This is a genomic window from Hymenobacter ruber, assembly GCF_054783255.1.
On sequence record NZ_BAAGQX010000002.1, the window covers coordinates 855,095 to 874,919 of the forward strand.

Consider the following 19,825-nt stretch of genomic DNA (forward strand, 5'->3'; position numbering starts at 1 on the left):
GGCGCGGGGGCTTGCCCCTTTTTCCTTCACCCCAAACCCCTACCTCACGCTATGGTTATTCTTACCCAGGACCTCCACGGCTTCGGCAACTGCCTGCTGCTCACCTCGCACTTTTTGGTCAATGCCGTGGAGCACGACTACGAGCTGGCCATTCCGGCCTTCGCAAGCTACGCGCCTTATTTTGAAGGCACGGTGGGCCAGCGCACCAGTTTCTTTGGCCGCCTGCCGGTGCGCCTCAACCCCGACCACCCCGTGCCCGACCTGCTCCACCGCGTGCTGCAATGGCGCGTGGGGCCACCCGTGCTGCTGCGCCTGCCCTGGCTGCCGCGCCTGCTGGGCGTGCACCTCGTGGGCGACCGGCCTACCGGCGATGTCGACCTCAACAGCCCCGACTACCTGGCTCAGGCCCACGGCCCACGCCACTTGATGGTGCACGGCTGGCAATACCGCGACAAGCCCAACTTCGCCCGTCACGCCGACCTGCTGCGGCGCTTCTTCCGCCCCATCAAGCCGCACCGCGACGCCGTGGCGCAGGTAATAGCCACCAACCGCGCCCACGCCGACGTGCTGGTGGGCGTGCACATCCGGCGGGGCGACTACGCCGGCTGGTACGGCGGGGCCTACCTATATACCAACGCTACCTATGTGCGCGCTATGCGCGAAATGCGCGCCCTGTTACCGGCCGATGTGCGGGTGCGCTTCCTCTTGTTTTCCAACGAACCCATTCCGGCCGAAGACTTCGCCGGGTTCGACACCGGCCGCTCCACCGACCATCCGCTGGAGGACCTGTATGCGCTGGCCGGCTGCGACTACATCATCGGCCCGCTGAGCACCTATTCCATGTGGGCCTCCTTTTATGGCCGCGTGCCCCTCTGCCACCTGCACGGCCCCGACCATCCCATTGAGTCGCTGGAGCAGTTCGTGGTGTTCGAAGACCAGGAAACGGTGCGCTGGGAATCGGAAAAAGTAGCACTGGCATGAGGCCGCCCACTTTTTGGCCGCGCCCGGCGGCCCGCGCCCTCCTGCTGCTGGCCCTGACCAGTGCGGGCCTTGCGGCGGCCTGTGGGCGGCACCCCAGCGGGCCGGCCCAGCTCATCGTTCGCAAGGGCGGCACCTACACGGGCACGTTCGGCAGTACCGATTCCAGCCTGCCCTGCGTCAGCATTCAAACCACCGAGCCGGTCACGCTCAGCGGCTGCGTGCTGGCCGGGGCCGGCAACCTGATTGAGGCCACCCGGGGCGGGGCGCAGCTCACCGTGGTGAACTGCCAGGGCTACGGCCTGGCTCAAAGCCTGGACAACATCCGCCACGGACACTTCCTGGAAGCAAATTCCGCCAAATCCGTGCGCGTCGAGCACAATTACTTCGAGCACACCAGCGGCATCAGCATTTATCAGTGGAGCGGCGACGGCACCCCCGCCCAAACCCTGACGGTGCGCTACAACTCGGCCCGCAACATCGATGGCCGCTACCGCAACGGCGGCAGCACCCCCGTCAATTTCCTGGGTTTGAATGGCCTGCCCAACCTGGCCCACATCGAAGTGGCCTGGAACCAAGTCATCAACGAGCCCAACCAGTCGCTGGTCGAGGACAACATCAACTTCTTTAACTCGGGCGGCACCCGCACCAGCCCGGCCCGCCTGCACGACAACTACATTCAGGGCGCTTACCCCATCCCGGCCACCAGCGACACCTACGCTGGCTCGGGCATCACCCTGGATGGCACCGGCCGCGCGCCCATCACCACCACGGCCTGGGTGGAGGGCTACGACAACCAGCTGGTGAGCACCTGCGCCGCCCTGAACATCGCCTCGGGTCACGACAACTACTTTCACCACAACCGCATCATCACCAGCGGATTGTTACCCGACGGCACCCGCCTGGTGGCCAACTACGCCGGCATTGGTGTCTGGAATGCCTACAAGCAGCCGCCCACCGTGTTTTTCCACAACCAGGTCAGCGACAATGTGGTGGGATTCGTGCACTGGGGCGGCAGCACGCCCCTGCCCAACCGCCAGGACCTGAGCACCGGCGCGTGCCCCACCTGCACCGCCACCACCCACCTGCCCAATCCCGTCACCCTGCAAACCGAGCAGGCCGAATGGGCCTTGTGGCAGCGCAAGCTGCGGGCACAGCACCTGCACGTGGGGCCAGCCGCCACCTCGGCCCGGCCCAGAATGCGCCTTCAGCAGCCTTTCAGAGCCGATAGTGGGTCCCTGCGGAGCGTCATGACGTCATTCAGAGCGAAATCACAGTAATAGCCAAACTTGAATTAATTCAATTGGTATTGATTATTGGCCGATTCAGGTAGCAAATTAAATATTGTATATATTAAATATTAACGTTCGGGCCTTATTGCACTTTGCAAAGTCTTAAAAATTTTATTAAGCTCAAATAATTAGCTTAAACAATCATATATATTAGTTAGAAATGCAACAAACGGGCTTTTTTTGCTTCGGCTTGAGGCAGCTCCGTCGGCGCAACCAAGAGCCAATCCAAAGCAAGCAACAAGCCGCTATTAAGTTTAAATGGGCTTTGCAGAGGCCGCTTTGATGAATTTTATCAGGCAAATCGGCGGTCGCAAAGGCGACATTCCCAAGCTGAGAAACCTGTTCCACAGAAGCACCAGCGCTGGAGAGCAATTTTAAATTGCATTTTATGATATATAACAAATTCTATCAGAAGGCTTGGAACAAATAGATTTTTGGCTGGGTTGAAGGGGCCAATGCCAATCATTTTTTTCGTTTCAAGTTTTTCAAGAATGCAAAAAAATCTCAAGCACACCTTCGCTCTTTCCCCTGTATCGCGTCCTCTCACGGGTATTCTTTCTGCAGCCATTGGTTGTTTCCTCGCGGTAGCACCTGGTTTGAACCCCGCAATGGCGCAAGCTCCCAACGTTACTTATTCCGGCCCGCTTACTATTACGCAGGGCGGTACCTATAGTGGCAACTACCGCAGCACCAGCTCCGATGTGCCGGTTATTACGATTCAGACCACCCAGCCCGTAGTTATTGAGAACTGCGTGCTGGTGGGCCCCGGCGATATCATCGACGGCAAGAATGGGGGCGACAACCTCATTATCCGCAACAACAAGGCCTACGGCCAGACCCCTACCGTGGACAACCGCCGCCACGGCCGCTTCGTGGAAGTGAACTCGGCCAAGTCGCTCACGATTGAGCACAACTACTTCGAGCACACCACGGGCATCGACATTTACCAGTGGGGCGGCAGCGGCACTACGTCGCAGACCTACACCATCCGCTACAACCAGTCGAAAAACCTGGACGGCCGCTACCGCAACGGCGGCGGCACCTATTGCAACTTTCTGGGTGTGAACGGCGCGCTGAGTGTACCCGGTGCCGAAGTGGCCTGGAACGAGATTATCAACGAGCCCAACCAGTCGCTGGTGGAGGACAACATCAACTTCTATAACTCGTCGGGCACCTCGGGCAGCCCGCTGAAGCTGCACGACAACTACGTGCAGGGTGCCTACCCCTACCCCGCCACGGGGTCGAGCTACACGGGCTCGGGCATCACGATTGACGGCGACGCCCAGTCGGCCAGCGGTGCCACGGCCTTTATTAATGGCTACAACAACCAGCTGGTGAGCACCTGCGCGGCCATGAACATCGCCTCGGGCCACGACAACCACTACTACAACAACCGCATGGTGACCTGCGGCCTGCTGCCCGACGGCTCTAAGATGCCCGCCGGCTACGCTGCCGCCGGCCTCTGGAACGCCTACCAGCAGTCGGGGTCGGTGTTTTTCAACAACGACATGACCAATAACTTCATTGGTTTCTACTACCAGGGCGGCAACACGCCCTACAAAGACCGCCAAGACACCAGCCCCGGCGCCTGCCCCACCTGCACGAGCATCACGCACATTGCCGACCGTCCGCTGACATTGGCCGATGAGCAGGCCGAATGGACCTTCTGGCAACAGAAACTGTCGCAGAACGGCATCACCCTCGGTGCGGGCGGCACCAGCGGCGGCGGTACTACCACGCCCACTACGCCTACTGCCCCTTCGGCTCCTACCGTTAGCCTGAGCGCGCCGAGCACCGGCACCGTGGGTGCGGCCCTGAACCTGACGGCCTCGGCCGCGGCTGCTAACGGCACCATCTCGAAAGTCGAGTTCTTCAACGGCGCCACCAAGCTCGGCGAAGACCTGACGGCTCCCTACGCTTTCAGCTACACGCCCACCGCCGCCGGCACGCTCAGCCTCACCGCCCGCGCTACTAATAACGCCGGTGCTGCTACTTCCACGGCCGTTTCTTCGGTAACCGTAACGGCTGCTACGACCACCACGCCCACTACCCCCACCGGCACCGCGCCGGCCAACGCCACCTTCGTGCGCGCCATTAACGTAGGCGGCACAGCCACTACTGTCGACGGCCTGAGCTTTGAAGACGGCAACAGCGCTGCTAACTTCCAAATCAACGGCTCGCCCTTCTCGAACCAGAGCGTGACGCTGAACCCGGCCACCGACGCTGCCCGCGCAGCCATGATTCGTGACGCCGTGTACGACCCCAACATCGCAGCTTCGGTGAGCGGCGTGGCCAACGGTGCCTACAGCGTGTACCTCTACATGTGGGAGGATAACAACCCCGTAACGCTGAACATCAGCCTCCAGGGCCAGACCGTGCAGTCGAACTACAGCAGCGGCTCAGCCGGCCACTGGGACCGCCTCGGCCCCTTTACGGCCAACGTGACCAACGGTACCATCAGCATCGGTACTTCGAGCAGCAACAACAATAACCTGTCGGGCATCGAAATCTGGAAGCAGACCTCGGGCACTACCACGCCCACGACTCCTACCACGCCTACGACTCCGACGGCCCCCAGCGCCCCCACTGTTAGCCTGAGCGCGCCGAGCACCGGCACCGTGGGTGCGGCCCTGAACCTGACGGCCTCGGCCGCGGCTGCCAACGGCACCATCTCGAAAGTCGAGTTCTTCAACGGCGCCACCAAGCTCGGCGAAGACCTGACGGCTCCCTACGCTTTCAGCTACACGCCCACCGCCGCTGGCACGCTCAGCCTCACCGCCCGCGCTACCAATAACGCCGGTGTCGCCACGACTTCGGCTGCTGCGACTGTTACGGTAACGGCCGCCACGACCACCACGCCGCCCGCCACCACTGCGCCTACCTTCGTTCGGGCCGTGAACCTGGGCGGTGGCGCCATCACCCTCGATGGCAAGAGCTGGGCTGCCAGCGCCAGCGCCCCTAACTTCAAAACCACGGGCCTCAGCGCCTTTGCTAACCAGAACGTGACGCTGAATCCCGCCACCGACGCCACTCGCGCCAGCATGATTCGCGCCTCGATGTACGGCAGCAGCACCGGCATTGCCCTGAGCGGCGTAGCCAGCGGTACCTACAGCGTGTACCTCTATGTATGGGAGGACAACAATGCTGAAACCTTCAACATCTCGCTCGAAGGCAAAACCGTACTGAGCGGCTACAACAGCGGCTCGGCCGGCCACTGGGACCGCCTCGGCCCCTTCACGGCCAACGTGACCGACGGCACGGTGAACGTAGGCACCACCGGCGGCATGGCCAACCTCTCGGGCATCGAGCTCTGGAAACAGGCTACCCCGCTGCCCTAGTCGGTTCTCTCAATTGCGCAACGCGCACCTGCTCAAAAGCCTGGCCCCTGCGGCCAGGCTTTTTTGGTTTTGGGCCAATGCACTGCAGCGCGGACTTTGTAGCCGGCGCTACAACAGCTCCTCGGTATAATAGCGGGTTTTATTTGTCGAAAAAATAAATTAATCAATGAACAATATATGAATGTTGATATAAATTACTATCTTGCTATCACCTACTCTATCCCGGGGTACCCGAAAGTCATCTCCTACCTCATTTTAACCGCTGCTTATGAAATGCGCATTAATTACTGGAATCACAGGCCAGGACGGGGCCTACCTTGCCGAGCTGCTGCTGAGTAAAGGGTACGAAGTACACGGCATCAAGCGCCGCTCGTCGATGTTCAACACCGACCGTATCGACCACCTGTACCAGGATTTGCACGAGAAGGACGTGCGCTTTAAGCTGCACTACGGCGACTTATCGGATGCCACCAACCTGATTAGAATCGTGCAGGAAGTGCAGCCCGACGAGATTTACAACCTCGGGGCCATGTCGCACGTCAAGGTTTCGTTCGACACGCCCGAGTACGCGGCCGACGTGGACGGGCTGGGCACCCTGCGTTTGCTGGAGGCCATCCGCATTCTGGGCCTGGGCAAGAAAACCCGGCTGTACCAGGCCAGCACCTCGGAGCTGTACGGGCTGGTGCAGGAAGTGCCGCAGCGCGAAAGCACGCCCTTTTACCCCCGCTCGCCCTACGCCGTGGCCAAGCTCTACGCCTACTGGATTACGGTAAACTACCGCGAAGCCTACGGCCTGTATGCCTGCAACGGCATCCTGTTCAACCACGAAAGCCCGCGCCGGGGCGAAACCTTCGTCACGCGCAAGATTACGCGGGCCGTGGTGCGCATCGCGCTGGGCTTGCAGGACAAGCTGTATCTGGGCAACCTGGACGCCAAGCGCGACTGGGGCCACGCCAAAGACTACGTGGAAGCCATGTGGCGCATGCTGCAGCAGGACGAGCCGCGCGACTACGTCATTGCCACCGGCGTGACCACCAAGGTGCGCGAGTTTGTGCGGCTGGCTTTTGCCGAGCTGGGCATTGAAGTAGACTTTGCCGGCGAGGGCGTGGCCGAAGTGGGCTACGTGCGGGCCTGCCACAACCCCGATTTCCAGCTACGGGCCGGCCAGGAAGTGGTGGCCGTGGACGCGGCCTACTTCCGCCCCACGGAGGTGGAACTGCTCATCGGCGACCCCAGCCGGGCGCGCGCCGAGCTGGGCTGGGTGCCCAACTACGACCTGGCCGGCCTGGTGAGCGACATGGTACAGAGCGACCTGACCCTGTTCCGGCGCGACACCGTGCTGCTGGAGGCTGGCCACGCCGTGCTCAGCTACCACGACGAATAGCCGGCCCGGGCGCGGGCTGCCGCGCCCTTTTTTCTGTTCCGACTTCGCCTTTATACTCATGGAAAAGACTTCCAGCATCTACGTCGCGGGGCACCGCGGCATGGTGGGCTCGGCCCTGCTGCGCGAGCTCACGCGCCGGGGCTACACCAATATCATCACCCGCACGTCGGCCGAGCTCGACCTGACCAACCAGGCCGCCGTGGCCCGCTTCTTTGCCGAAACCCGGCCCGAATACGTGCTGCTGGCCGCCGCCAAGGTGGGCGGCATCCACGCCAACAACACCCTGCGGGCCGATTTCATCTATGAGAACCTGATGATTACGGCCAACGTGCTGCACGAAAGCCAACGCTGCGGCGTGCGCAAGCTGCTGTATTTGGGCTCGTCGTGCATCTACCCCAAGCTGGCCCCGCAGCCCATTCGGGAGGAATACATGCTCACCGGCCCGCTGGAGCACACCAACGAGCCCTACGCTATTTCCAAAATTGCGGGCGTGAAGATGTGTGAGGCCTACCGCGACCAGTACGGCTGCAACTTCATCACGGTGATGCCCACCAACCTGTACGGCCCCAACGACAACTACGACCTGGAAAGCTCGCACGTGATGGCCGCCCTGCTGCGCAAGTTTGAGGAAGCCGTGCAACACAACCGGCCCCGCGTGGACGTGTGGGGCACCGGCACCCCGCGCCGTGAATTCCTGCACGTGGACGACCTGGCCGAGGCCTGCCTCTATCTGATGGACCACTACGACGAAGCCGCCCCCGTGAACATCGGCACCGGCCAGGACCTGTCCATCCGCGAGCTGGCCGAGCTGATTGCCGAGCTCACGGGCTTCGCGGGCGAAATCCACTTCGATTTCTCGCGGCCCGACGGCACCATGCGCAAAGTACTTGACGTGAGCCGAATCCACGCCCTTGGTTGGCGCCACCGCCTCTCGCTGAAAGCCGGCCTGCGCCAGGTGCTGGCCTCGGCCGAGTGGCAGGCCGCCGGTCAGGGCCAGCCCGTGGAATAGCCCGGCCACCACACTTTCTCTTCCCGCCTTTAGCTTTTTTCTGCTGTGAAAATGCCTGACATTCTGAACCGGGGGCGGCAGCGGGTGGGCCGCCTGCTGCGCGAGCTATTGCCCCGCCGCCAGCACTATCGCCCCGTGGGCATGCACCCCAGCAGCCGCAACCTAGCCGCATGCCCCGGCAGCGGGGCCAGTTATACCGAAGCGTACCCCACGCAGGTATCGTACCTGAACGTGACGCCCGACCTGTATGCCCACACCACCGACTACGGCGGCCTGCACGCCAAACCCAACCGCGTGGAGCACACCCCAGCCGCCTTCGTGCTGAGCCTGGTGGAAGGCCGCCTGCTGGCCGATAACGCCCTGAGCGTGGCCATCATTAGCCCCGACAACCGGCTGGTGGGCGATGCCTCGTTTCAGTACGATGCGCAACGCTCGGACCTGGCCCGGCCCGAAGACAACAATGTATTCGCCCAGCGCTGGTTCTCCGAGCCGCGCCGGGTGCGGGGCACGGTGGCCAGCCTGCTCTCGGGCGGTGGGGCCGCCGTGGGCAACTATTACCACTGGCTGATTGACTCGCTGCCGCGCCTGCACTTGCTCAAAAAAGCAGGTTTGTGGGATGAAATCGACTATTTTCTGGTGTACGATGGGCAGCGGCGCTTCGTAGCCGACTCGCTCCGCGCCCTGGGCATCCGGCCCGAGCAGGTGCTCGACCTGCGCACCCACCGCCACCTTGTGGCCGACCGCCTGCTGGTGACTTCGCCCGTGCGCGGCGCGGGCACCCACACGCCGCAGTGGGCCTGCGCCTTCCTGCGCGACGAGCTGCGCGCCGCCGCCGCGCCCCACACCTTCGGCCCCTACGTGTACCTGAGCCGGCGCGACGCCCCCGCCCGCCACGTCCTCAACGAGCCCGACGTGGAAGCCCTGCTGCGCCCCTACGGCTTCGAGACGCACGTGCTGAGCGACTACAGCTTTGAGCAGCAGCTGGCCCTGTTTGCCGGGGCGCGGGCCGTGGTGGCCCCCACCGGCGCGGGCCTGGCCAACCTGGTGTTTGCCCCCGCCGGCACGCCGGTGGTCGAGTTGTTTCCCAAGCACTTCACCGTGGTGGAATACCCCGAACTGTGCTACCGCCTGGGCCACCGCCACCGCTACCTGGTGGCCGATGCCGCCGACGGCCCCATTACCTCCCGCCGCGCCGGCTGGCGCGAAAACCTTACCGTGGACCTCAACGCCCTGAGCAGTTGCCTGCACCAGGTGTTGTGATGCCCGGCCACCCTATTCGGGCTACATCCCTCCCACCAGCAAACTTATCTAACTATGCAAGACCTCCTTACCCGAGCCCAGCGGCGCACTGGCCGGCTGCTGCGGGACCTGGTGCCGCACAACGAGCACCTCCGCCCTACCGGCGTGCACCCTACCGCCAAAGCCCTGGCCGCCCAGCCGGGCAGCGGCGCGCACTACGTGGAAGTTTACCCCGGCTACACCTCGCACCTCACCGTGCCCGACGAGTTTGTATCCTTGGCCCCGGCTTACTATGACCGCATTGCCGAGCAGGAAGAAGTAGCCGCCGCGTTTGTACTAATGCTGCCCAATGCCCGCATCAACGCCGACAACTTCGGCACAATTGCCGTGGTTGCGGCCGATAACCACCTGGTGGGCGATGTGTCGCTCCAGTTTTCAGCAGGCAATTTCGCGGTGGCCCCGCCAGAAGAAAACCCCATCTTCCGGCAGCGCTATTTCCGGACGCCGGGCCAGGTGTCGGGCACGGTGTGCAGCCTGCTTTCGGGCGGCGGCGCGGCCATGGGCAACTACTACCACTGGCTCCTCGACTCGCTACCCCGCCTGCATTTGGTGGAAGAAGCCGGCCTCTGGGATGAAATCGACTACTTCCTGATTTACAGCCGCGAGCAGGCCTTTGTGATGGAAACGCTGCTGGCCCTGGGCATTCGCAGCGAGCAAATTATCGACCTGCAAACCACCACGCACCTGCGCGCCCAGCGGCTGCTGCTCACCTCGCCAGTGCGAGGTACCGGCCGCCACGCCCCGCGCTGGGCCGCTGAGTTTATGAAGGATGCCTTCCGGCCCCTGGCGGCTACGGCGGCCCGCGCCACGCGCTTCAGCCCGCTGGTATACGTGAGCCGGCGCGATGCCGCGTTCCGCCGCGTGCGCAACGAGGCCGAGGTGGAAGCCCTGCTGGCCGAGTACGGCTTCGAGAGCTACGCCCTCACCGAACTGAGCTTCCGCGAGAAAGCAGCCCTGTTTTCCGGAGCGCGGGCGGTGGTGGGGCCGGTGGGTGCGGGCCTGGTCAACATCATGTTTTGCGCTGAGGGCACGCCGCTCATCGAGCTGCTGCCTCGCAATCTGGTGGTGCCCGACTATCTCGACCTCACGGCTCGCCTGGGCATGCCCCATTACCCCATCATCTGCGCTCTGGAATCGGCCTCGGCGCAGCGCGCTACCGCCGACCGCCAGGATGACCTCACCGTGGACCTGACTGCGCTTCGCCAGGCTGTGGAAATGGCCTTGCGTCAGCCGGTGAGCGCGTGAGAGTTTGACCTTTAAAAGCGTTAAAAAAGAACGTCATGCAGAGCGCAGCGAAGCATCTTGCCCGCGCAACGCAATCCAATCGACAGGATTTAGTGGTGGCGGGCAAGATGCTTCGCTGCGCTCTGCATGACGTTCTGAGTACCTGCATAAACTCCTACCGCCATGCCTTCCGTTCTGATTTCCGTCGTCAGCTGGAACAGCGCCGACGTCATTGAAGCCTGCCTACGCTCGATACTGGCCCAAACGTATGCCGACTTTGAAGTGTGGGTGGTGGATAATGCCTCGGCCGATGACACCTGCGCCCGCGTGGCCGCCCTGGCCGCCACCGATGCCCGCGTGCGCCTGCACCCGCTGCCGCGCAACACCGGCTTCTGCGGTGGCCACAACTACGCCCTCGACCGCACCACTTCGGAAGCCGTGCTGCTGGTGAACCCCGACATTGAAATGGCCGTGAACTACCTGGGCCGGGCCATGGCCACGCTGCGCGCCAACCCCGGCGCGGGCACCGTGTGCGGGCTGCTGCTGCAAAACCCGGGGGCCAACCCGCGCATCGACAGTACCGGGCTGGAGGCCCTGCCCGACGGCCGCTTCCGGCTGCGCCACCACGGCCAATTGCTCTCTGAAACGCCCCTCACGGCCGGCCCGGTAGACGGGGCCGATGGCGCGCTGCCGCTCTACCGCCGCGCTTTCATTGATGATTTGCGGGTGGACGGGCAGTTTTTCGATGAGCGTTTTTTTGCCCACAAAGAGGACTGGGACATTGCCTGGCGCGGCCGCCTCTACGGCTGGACCACCCTGTTTGAGCCCGCCTGCCGGGCGCTGCACCCGCGCGAGTTCCGCCCCGCCGACCTGCGCCGCCGCCTGCGCCTGAACGGCACCATCAAAGCGGATGCGGTGAAAAACCAGTGGCTGCTGCTGCTTAAAAATCCGCCGGCCAGTCAAATGCCGGGCATGTGGCTGCGGGCGCTGCCCCGGCAGCTGGGCATTCTGTTCTACTGCCTGCTACTGGAGCGGCCCTCGCTGCGGGCCTACCGCTACGTGTGGCAGCACTGGCGCGGCATCTGGGCCACGCGGGCGCACATTCAGATGCGGGCAGCGCAGCCGGGCCCCAGCGCAGTGCCGATAGCGGCGATGCCTCGCCGGGCAGCTCACGCGCCAGCCACCGCCGTTTAGCAGCGGTCGGGGCAATAATCGTCTTTGCACGGGTTGAAAGCCGCATTTATCACGGCCATTTATTCAGTATCCCCAGGTACTGATAAATGGCCGTGTACTCTTATCGTGGCGGGGCCGTGCGCAGCCCAGACGGCTGCCAAGGCGTCCCGCCCCGACCAGTAGCGCACTGCCACCAGGATATTTTATCTAAAAAGATTGCAACAAGCAGAGCCGTTATATTAGAAAATTTATGTTTATTACTTAATTATATATATTATATTTGTTATAACTCTTCTGTTGGTGCTAGCTTGGGATGCCAGCACCTGGGCGAGCCGATGAAGTATCCACTTTAACGCCTCCCATGCATGAAAACCAAGGTCTACTTATCGCTGTTAGTCAGCCTGTTTACTTGGGCTAATTTATTGCTACCCACTTGGGCGACCGGCACCGGCAATGTAGCTGCTGCTGCTTCCATCACCGGCTTCACCCTGGTGAATGCCGACACCGACACCGACCTTTTTGCCATGACGCCGGGCATGGTGATAGACCTGGCCACGCTGCCCACCCGCAACGTCAACATCCGGGCCGATACCGACCTGCCCCTGCCGGGCAGCGTGGTAATGAACCTGACCGGAGCCCAGACGCGCAACGAGACGCAGGATTTTGCGCCCTACGCGCTGTTCAGCGATTTCCAGGGCGACTATTTTCCGTGGTCGCCGCCGGTGGGCAGCTATTCGCTGCTGGCCACGCCCTTCGACGACCCGGGCGGGACGGGAAACAGCGGCGCGCCTCTCACGCTCAGCTTTACGGTGGTGAATTCGGTGGGCGGCATCACGAGCTTCACGCTGGTAAATGCCGATACCGATACCGATATTCAGACCATGACATCCGGCATGACGCTCACCCTGGCCTCACTGCCCACTTCCAATCTGAACATTCGGGCCAACACCAATCCGGCCATCGTGGGCAGCGTGAGCTTCGACCTGACCGGGGCCCAAACCTACTCGGGCATCGAAAACCTGGCCCCGTACGCGCTTTTCAGCGATTTGAACGGAGACTATACTGCTTGGCGGCCCGTAGGCGGCACCTACACGCTTACGGCCACGGTTTTTGACGCGGCGCAGGGCGGTGGCACGCAGGGGTCGGGCCTCACCATTAGCTTCGTGGTGGTGGCTCCCGCGCTGCCGGTGCGCCTCACGGCGTTTCTGGCCGAGCCGCTGCAGGCAGGCGCGGTGCAGCTGCGCTGGAACACGGCCACCGAGGAGCAGAACAAGGAATTTGTGGTGCAGCGCAGCGTCGATGGGCGTGAATTCATCTCGGTGGCCCACCTGCCCGGCCACGGCAACACCATTCTGCCGCAGGCCTACCAATACATCGACAAGCAGCTACCCGCCAACCTGAGCAAGCTGTATTACCGGCTGCAGCAGGTGGATGTGGACGGCACGAGCACCTACTCGCCGGTGCGGGTGGTGGCCGTGGTGCCCGGCGCGGCTCCGGCTCCGCTCCAGGCCTATGTGCCCACGCCGGCCGATGGCCTGCTACACTACAGCTTTGCCGGCCCGGCCACCGGCACCGAGGAGCTGGTGCTGTATTCCATTATGGGGCAGCAGCTGGGGCGGTACCGGCTGGCGGCCTCGGGCAGTGGCACACTGCCGGTGGCCGGGCTGGCGGCTGGCACCTACGTGCTGCACCTCACGAATGCGGGCGGCAGCTACGCGGGGCGCTTTGTGCTGCCGTAGTACTTATGGTTGGTTTGTTGCGTCTCAAGTGCCTGTCATCCTGAGCGCAGCGAAGGCCCTTATCACGTTTGAATAAGTCGTTCAAACGTGATAAGGGCCTTCGCTGCGCTCAGGATGACAGCCTTTTAAAGCCCCACCCTACTGCCGCACAAAGGTGCGCCGCACGCGCCCGGTGGCCGTTTCCAGCTCCAGCTGGTAGAGGCCGCCGGGCAGGCTGCCCAGCTCCACGGTGGCCTGCCCGGCGGGCATGGCACCCTGCCGCAACAGCTGGCCTAGGGAGTTGCGCACGCGGTAGGCCGTGGCGGCCGCTCCAGCTATGAAAAGCTGCTCCCGAGCCGGATTAGGGTAGAGCGACACCGGTGCGGCCACCGGCCCCGCCACCACCACCGGCGAGTAGGTGGCTGCGCCGCTCACATCTACCTGCCGCAGCCGGTAGTACGACGTGGACAGCGGAGCCAGCGCATCGAGCACGGTATAGCTGGTGGGCAGGGAAGAATTGCCGCTGCCCGGCACGGTGGCAATGGTGGCAAAAGCCACACCATCGGGGCTGCGCTGCACATCGAAGCGGGCATTCTGCTCCTCGGTGGCGGTGGCCCAGTTCAGGCGCACGCCGGCAGCCTGGCGCTGGGCGGCGAAGCTGGTGAGCACCACGGGCAGCGCCTCGGTGGGCATGAATACCTGCTGAAACGCAACTTGCTGCAAAGCCACGGCGGTGGGGCCGGTGATGTCGAGGGCCACGGCGGCCTGCTCGGCGGGGCCGAGCGTGCGCGGGTCGAGGCCGGTGAGCTGGGCAAACAGCACGCAGGCGGCCAGGTACGAGCCCCACTTGCTGGCGTGCAGGTTATCGGGGCTCCACAGGCTGAGCTGGCCGGGGTTGTTGTATGGATTACGGACGGCCACGCCGGCCTGCATGGCCCGCAGCCAGGCATCGCCCACGGCGGCCACGGCGGCAATGCGCGGATTTTGGACGGCCAGGTAGGCGTAGGCCCGGCGCAGGTCGCGCGCCATGGTATCGATGGGCAGGCCCGAGTACGGCTGGCCGGCCGGGTAGGTCATATCGGCCCGGGCCCAGGTCTGAAAAAGGTAGACCCTGGCGGCGGGGCTGCCGGCATGTACGGCCTGTTCGAGGCGGGTGGCATAGTTCAGGAAATCGGCGGGACGGCCGGTGCGGGCCACGGGCAGGGGCTGGAAGCTATTCTCCTGTAGCACCACTTGGTCCCAGGGGCCCTGCTGCATCACGCTCAGCGCATTGGTGTAATGGTAGGAGAGCGCGGCGGCGCTCACCGCCTCCATGTGCACCTCGTAGGCCCGGCCGGCCTGGTCGGTCATTTTTTTGAAAATACCCGGCACGCCGCCCCAGGGCCCGGGCATGGCCGGGTCGGCCTGGTAGCGGGGGCTGTTGGGTGGCAGGCCGTAGTTTTCGTCGGTGATGCCGGCGGCGTTGTAGTTCAGCACCGGCGCCGCATTGCCGTGCGTGAAGCTATTGCCGACGAACAGAATGCGCGTTTGCGCGGTGGCGGGCGCGGCCAGTAGTGCGGCGAAGCAGCCGCTTAGCAGCCACAGCGTGTGTAAACGATGCACCATACCGGAGACCTGAAGAGTGAAACATAAAGAGGGGGCGAAAAAAGCCCTCGTGGCCCGGTCCGGGCCACGAGGGAAAGCAGTTTGGTTGCAGTGGCTACTGCCGCAGCAGCTTAAGCTGGGCAGCGGCGTGGTCGTTTTCGAGCAGCAGGTAGTAGAGCCCGGCGGCGTTGATTTCGTGGGAGAAATCGAGGCGCTGCACCGGGGCATCGGCCGGGAGCGTGCCGGTGGCCACCGTGGCCCCCAGCGCCGTGAGCAGGCGGTAGCGCACCGCACCCTGCAAGGCATCGGGCAGGCGCAGGGAGTAGCGGCCGTCGGCGGAGGGGTTGGGGTAAGCGGCCGCCTGCACAAGGGTTAGCCGGGTGGGCAAAGTGGCCGTAGCCGCCGCCACGCGGGCCGCCTGATTGGTCACCGTGAAGCTCACGCTGAGCGGGGTGCCGGCCGTGCCGCCATTGTCGGCGGCGGTGTAGGGCGTGACGGTGAGGGTGTAGCTACCCACGGCAATGGCCGGCGTCCAGGGGTTGTAGTCGCCGTTGGAATCGGCAAACAGGGCGTAGGGGGCCAGGTTCTCGTTGTGATTCACCGACTGCGCGCCGCTGAGCACGAAGAGCACGCTGCCCACGGTGGCCGGGCTGGTGGTGGCCCGCACGGTGAGGTTGGGCGTAGGCAGCGTGGCCAGGTTCAGCACCGCGCCCGTGGTCAGGGGTTGGATGTCGAGGTCGGAATCGGCATTCACCAGTATCAGGCTTGTCACCTGCGGGCCGCTGGCCGTGAAGGTGGCGGTGATGGATTTGTTGGCCGTCATCGTCACCGTGAGCGGGTTGGTGCTGCCCGTGGCCCCGCCACTCCAGCCGGTGAAGGCGTAGCCGGTGGCCGGCGTAGCGGTTAGCGTCACACTCGTACCGCTGGCGTAGCTGGCGGCATTCGGGTTCTTCGTCACCGTGCCGCTGCCCACTACGGCCGTGGTAAGGGTGTAGGTGGCGGCGAAAGTGGCCGTGATGGACTTGTTGGCCGTCATGGTCACCGTGAGGGGATTGGTAGTGCCTGTGGCTCCGCCGCTCCAACCGGTAAACGTGTAACCAGTGGCTGGCGTGGCGGTCAACGTCACGTTGGTGCCGCTGAGGTAGGTGCTCTGGTTCGGGCTTTTGGTGACGGTGCCGCTGCCCACGGTGGCCGTGGTGAGCGTGTAGGTGGTCGTTGTTGCGGTGAAGGTGGCCGTGATGGTTTTATTGGCCGTCATGGTCACTGTAAGGGGATTGGTGGTACCCGTGGCCCCGCCACTCCAGCCGCTGAAGGTATAGCCCGCCGCCGGCGTGGCCTGGAGGCTGACCGTGCTGCCGCTGGTGTAGCTGGTCTGGTTGGGCGTTTTGGTCACGGTGCCGCTACCGGTGGTGTTCACGGTAAGGGTATAAGTGGGCACGGCGGTGAAGGTGGCCGTGATAGACTTGTTGGCCGTCATCGTCACTGTGAGCGGATTGGTGGTGCCGGTGGCCCCCCCGCTCCAGCCCGTAAACGTGTAGCCCGTGGCTGGCGTGGCCGTCAGCGTCACGTTGGTGCCGCTGGCGTAGCTGGCCGCGTTCGGGTTTTTCGTTACCGTGCCGCTGCCCACGATGGCCGTGGTGAGCGTGTAGGTGGGGCCAGCCTGGTCGATTACGCTGAAGGCCAGCGTGAGCGGCGTGCCGGCCGTGCCGCCGCCCCCGGCATCGGTGAAGGGAGTGGCCGTGAGCGAGTAGCTGCCCACGGGCGGCGTCCAGGCGGTGTAGGCGCCACCAGTGTCCGAAAACAGCGCGTAAGGCGCTACCGACTCGGTCTGGTTCTGGGTTTGGGCTCCGCTGAGGGCGAAGACCACGCTGCCCACGGTGCCCGGATTGGTATTGGCCCGGATGTTCAGGTTGCGGGTCGGCAGCGTGGCCAGGTTCAGCGTCGCGCCGGCGGTCAGGGTCTGAATATCGGCGTTGCTATCGGCACTTACCAGGGTGAAGCTGGTCAGCTGCTGCGTGGAAGTGGACGTGAAGGTGGCCGTGATGGATTTGTTGGCATTCATCGTCACCGTGAGCGGGTTGGTGGTGCCCGTGGCCCCGCCGCTCCAGCCGGTGAAGGCAAAGCCCGCCGCCGGCGTAGCCGTTAGCGTCACGTTGGTGCCGTTGGCGTAGGTGGTCTGATTGGGGCTTTTGGTGATGGTGCCGCTGCCAAACACGGCCGTGGTGAGCGTGAACGGCCCCGGCGTGCCAGTATCCGTAACGGTGAAGCTGATGGACAGTGCCGTGCCCGGCGTGCCGCTGCCGCCGCTGCCCGAGTACGGCGTGGCCAGCAGCGTGTAGTTGCCCACCGGCGGCGTCCAGGCATTGTAGTCCCCATTCACATCGCTGAACAGCGCGTAGGGCGCCGTCGATTCGGTCTGGTTCTGGTTTTGCGGGCCGATGAGGGCAAACACCACGCTGCCGGTGGTGGTGGGGTTGGCATTGGCCCGAATGTTCAGGTTGCGGGTGGGGAGCGTGGCCAGGTTCAGAATCGCGCCGTTGGTCAGGGGCTGAATGTCGACGTCGGTGGCCGCGTCGGCATCCACCAGGGTGAAGCTGGTGGCGTTACAATTGGGGTCGAGGCGCACTTCCTTGGTAGTGGACAGGCCGCCCGCGTCGGTCACCGTCAGCACGATGCGGTAGTAGTAGGTTTCGGTGCCGCAGCCGTAGGGCACAATGACGGCGCTGGTCACCCGGGTGGTGTCCACGGGGTCGGGGTGCTCGTGGCTCTGGTGGTGCAGAATGGTCTGCCACTGGTAGCTGAGCAGGTGGCCGCTGTGCTCGGCATCGGTCACGTTGGCCGCCAGCTGGTAGGTGGTGTTGCCGGTGAGCGGGTACACCGTCCCGGCCGTCGGGCTGGTGATGGTGACCTGCGGCGGCGTGTTATTGGCCGAAATCCGAATGGTGGCCTGGCTGGTCAGGCCCTGGGCGTTGGTCACGGTGAGCGTGACGGTATAGTTGGTGACGGCCGAGGTGGGCGGCGAAAACGTGTGGCTGGGGTTGGCCGCTGTGCTATTCGCGGTACCATCGCCAAAATTCCACCGGTAGGTGAGCGCGCTGTTATTGGGGTCGGTGGAGCCACTGCCGGTGAACTGCACCGCGAGCGGGCCGGGGCCGTAGGTTTTGTTGGAAGTCGCCACCGCCACCGGCGGGCTGGCCGTGGTCACGTAGCTGATTTTGCGGATTTCCGACGGGTAAAAGTTCACGTAGAACAGCCCCGTTTCGCCCGGGCTGGTGGCAAAGGCCACCGGCACGGCCCCGCTGGGCACGAAGTCGCCCACCGCGCTGGGCTGGTTGCTGCTGTTCACGGTCAGGTTCTTTACCCAGCCGCCCACGTAATCACCAAAAAAGTAGGTATTCCGGTACTGCAGCGGGAAGTCGGTGTAAGGATAAAACACCCCGCCCGTGGAGGCGCTGCCCCCAAACTGCGAGCCCGATACCGGCGAGCCCGCCGCGCCCAGGTTGACAGTGGTAGCTGTGCTGCCGCTGAAGGTGCCCGTGCGCGACGGCCCGGTGGCCGGGTGCCCCCAGTCGATGAGCGGCCGGACGTGCACGAAGGTGGGAATGCTGGTGGGCACCGTCTGGGACGTGTTGCAGGAGTTGGGGAAGGTGGCCGTGCCCGTGGGCGTGGCCTGCTTGATGAGGTCCTGGAAGTAGAAAAACTGCTTGGTGCAGCCGCCCGTGTTGTAGAGCGGGTTGGGCGCGTCGCGGTTGTACACGTTCGAGGTGGTGAAGGCGTCGTAAGGCGTGAGGCCCTCAAACAAGGGCCAGCCGAAATTCTGGCGCGGGCCGGTCACCACGTCCACCTCTTCCCAGTTGGCCGCGCCCACATCGCCCAGGTAAATGGTGCCGGGGCTGCCGGCGGTGGGGTTGGTGCTGCCCGTGCCGGGCTTCAGCGTCATCCGAAACGGGTTGCGGAAGCCCAGGGCCCACACTTTGGAGCGGGGCGCGCCGGGGTTGGCGGCGTCGTAATACGGGTTACTGGCGACGCCATTGCCGGTGCTGGGGTCGATGCGCAGGATTTTGCCGTTGTAGCAGTCCACCAGCTGAGCGCGCAGCGAGCCCACGTCTTCCTTGGCTTTGATGATGCCATCGGCCAGGGCCTGGGGCGCGTAGGTAGCCGTCCAGGCCCCAAAGTCGGGGTACGGGTGGGCCCCGTCGCCGGTGGCCACCAGCAGGGTGCCATCGGTGCCGAACTGCAGCGCCGCCGTGACGTGGCCGTTGAAGGTGGACGGGATGCCGTTGGTTTTGCTCGTGCCAATCAGGATTTTGCGGCTGGCCGGGTTCACGGTGTAGCCCGTGCCGCTGGCCGTGGCCGTGTAGCGCGTGAGCCGCCCGATGGTGGCGCTGTAGTAGTCGTTGGCGGCCGGGTCGTAGTTGGCCGTGCCGAAGTTCATCAGGTAGTGCCGGTCCACCACGTACAGGAGGTACATGTAGCCGTTGGTGTTAAAGTTTGGGTCGAGGGCGAAGCCCAGCAGGCCCTGGTCTTCCCAGGCTCCTACTTCTTCCGTGATGTCGATGAGCTGCTGGCGCTGGCCGTTCACCACCACCCACACTTTGCCTGGCCGCTCCCAGACAAACATCTTGCTGCCCGTGCTATTGAAAGTAAGCCCCACCGCCTCATTCCAGCCCGAAGAAACGGTGGTGGAGGTGAAACCCGTGGGAGGAGTCTGGGCCTGCACCCGGCCGCAACAGCAAGCCAGCAAAAATGCCAGCAGAAAACAGGTAAGCGAAGATTTCATGGTGGAGAGAAAGTGGATTTGCAGAAAAAAGACAGATTGAAAAGAC

The 19,825-nt window shown here is 63.9% G+C and carries 11 protein-coding genes; 9 read left to right on the forward strand and 2 right to left on the reverse strand.

Annotated features, from left to right (window positions below; all coding sequences use genetic code 11):
* The first annotated feature begins 51 nt into the window (after positions 1-51).
* From ACYVM5_RS04390 to ACYVM5_RS04430, 9 genes are all read left to right on the forward strand, one after another.
* Entirely contained in the window at positions 52-981 is a 930-nt protein-coding gene (locus ACYVM5_RS04390; RefSeq protein WP_460616923.1) for an O-fucosyltransferase family protein, read from the forward strand.
* A complete protein-coding gene (locus ACYVM5_RS04395) occupies positions 978-2,258 on the forward strand; it encodes a hypothetical protein (RefSeq protein ID WP_460616924.1) in 1,281 nt (426 codons plus the stop codon). Before ACYVM5_RS04390 ends, ACYVM5_RS04395 begins: the two co-directional genes overlap by 4 nt.
* 620 nt (positions 2,259-2,878) lie before the next feature.
* Complete coding sequence (locus ACYVM5_RS04400; RefSeq protein ID WP_460616925.1) at positions 2,879-5,608, forward strand: Ig-like domain-containing protein; 2,730 nt, start codon at positions 2,879-2,881, stop codon at positions 5,606-5,608.
* A 268-nt stretch (positions 5,609-5,876) separates the two neighbouring features.
* Entirely contained in the window at positions 5,877-6,992 is a 1,116-nt protein-coding gene (gene gmd, locus ACYVM5_RS04405) for a GDP-mannose 4,6-dehydratase (protein WP_460616927.1), read from the forward strand.
* 58 nt (positions 6,993-7,050) lie between these two features.
* The gene (locus ACYVM5_RS04410; RefSeq protein WP_460616928.1) at positions 7,051-8,001 is read left to right on the forward strand and encodes a GDP-L-fucose synthase family protein; all 951 of its coding nucleotides are present in this window, start codon (positions 7,051-7,053) and stop codon (positions 7,999-8,001) included.
* A 51-nt stretch (positions 8,002-8,052) separates the two neighbouring features.
* Complete coding sequence (locus ACYVM5_RS04415; RefSeq protein ID WP_460616930.1) at positions 8,053-9,261, forward strand: glycosyltransferase family 61 protein; 1,209 nt, start codon at positions 8,053-8,055, stop codon at positions 9,259-9,261.
* A gap of 54 nt (positions 9,262-9,315) precedes the next feature.
* Complete coding sequence (locus ACYVM5_RS04420) at positions 9,316-10,545, forward strand: glycosyltransferase family 61 protein (protein ID WP_460616931.1); 1,230 nt, start codon at positions 9,316-9,318, stop codon at positions 10,543-10,545.
* Positions 10,546-10,707: 162 nt separating this feature from the next.
* Positions 10,708-11,718: a glycosyltransferase family 2 protein gene (locus ACYVM5_RS04425; protein WP_460616932.1), complete on the forward strand. Its 1,011-nt coding sequence runs from the start codon at positions 10,708-10,710 to the stop codon at positions 11,716-11,718.
* 344 nt (positions 11,719-12,062) lie between these two features.
* Positions 12,063-13,436, forward strand: coding sequence for a T9SS type A sorting domain-containing protein (locus ACYVM5_RS04430; protein WP_460616933.1), 1,374 nt, complete (start codon positions 12,063-12,065; stop codon positions 13,434-13,436).
* 138 nt (positions 13,437-13,574) lie between these two features.
* On the opposite strand, the gene ACYVM5_RS04435 is transcribed toward ACYVM5_RS04430, so the two are convergent.
* Both ACYVM5_RS04435 and ACYVM5_RS04440 read right to left on the reverse strand, forming a co-directional pair.
* The gene (locus ACYVM5_RS04435; protein WP_460616934.1) at positions 13,575-15,020 is read right to left on the reverse strand and encodes a T9SS type A sorting domain-containing protein; all 1,446 of its coding nucleotides are present in this window, start codon (positions 15,018-15,020) and stop codon (positions 13,575-13,577) included.
* A gap of 94 nt (positions 15,021-15,114) precedes the next feature.
* On the reverse strand, positions 15,115-19,779 hold the full coding sequence (locus tag ACYVM5_RS04440; protein ID WP_460616936.1) for an InlB B-repeat-containing protein: 4,665 nt from the start codon (positions 19,777-19,779) through the stop codon (positions 15,115-15,117).
* Positions 19,780-19,825: the final 46 nt, after the last annotated feature.

What these genes read in the sequence shown, in the direction of transcription:
- ACYVM5_RS04390 (WP_460616923.1), top strand. Translation starts at nt 52, where the DNA reads ATGGTTATTCTTACCCAGGACCTCCACGGCTTCGGCAACTGCCTGCTG.
- ACYVM5_RS04395 (WP_460616924.1), top strand. Translation starts at nt 978, where the DNA reads ATGAGGCCGCCCACTTTTTGGCCGCGCCCGGCGGCCCGCGCCCTCCTG.
- ACYVM5_RS04400 (WP_460616925.1), top strand. Translation starts at nt 2,879, where the DNA reads ATGGCGCAAGCTCCCAACGTTACTTATTCCGGCCCGCTTACTATTACG.
- gmd (WP_460616927.1), top strand. Translation starts at nt 5,877, where the DNA reads ATGAAATGCGCATTAATTACTGGAATCACAGGCCAGGACGGGGCCTAC.
- ACYVM5_RS04410 (WP_460616928.1), top strand. Translation starts at nt 7,051, where the DNA reads ATGGAAAAGACTTCCAGCATCTACGTCGCGGGGCACCGCGGCATGGTG.
- ACYVM5_RS04415 (WP_460616930.1), top strand. Translation starts at nt 8,053, where the DNA reads ATGCCTGACATTCTGAACCGGGGGCGGCAGCGGGTGGGCCGCCTGCTG.
- ACYVM5_RS04420 (WP_460616931.1), top strand. Translation starts at nt 9,316, where the DNA reads ATGCAAGACCTCCTTACCCGAGCCCAGCGGCGCACTGGCCGGCTGCTG.
- ACYVM5_RS04425 (WP_460616932.1), top strand. Translation starts at nt 10,708, where the DNA reads ATGCCTTCCGTTCTGATTTCCGTCGTCAGCTGGAACAGCGCCGACGTC.
- ACYVM5_RS04430 (WP_460616933.1), top strand. Translation starts at nt 12,063, where the DNA reads ATGAAAACCAAGGTCTACTTATCGCTGTTAGTCAGCCTGTTTACTTGG.
- ACYVM5_RS04435 (WP_460616934.1), bottom strand. Translation starts at nt 15,020, where the DNA reads ATGGTGCATCGTTTACACACGCTGTGGCTGCTAAGCGGCTGCTTCGCC.
- ACYVM5_RS04440 (WP_460616936.1), bottom strand. Translation starts at nt 19,779, where the DNA reads ATGAAATCTTCGCTTACCTGTTTTCTGCTGGCATTTTTGCTGGCTTGC.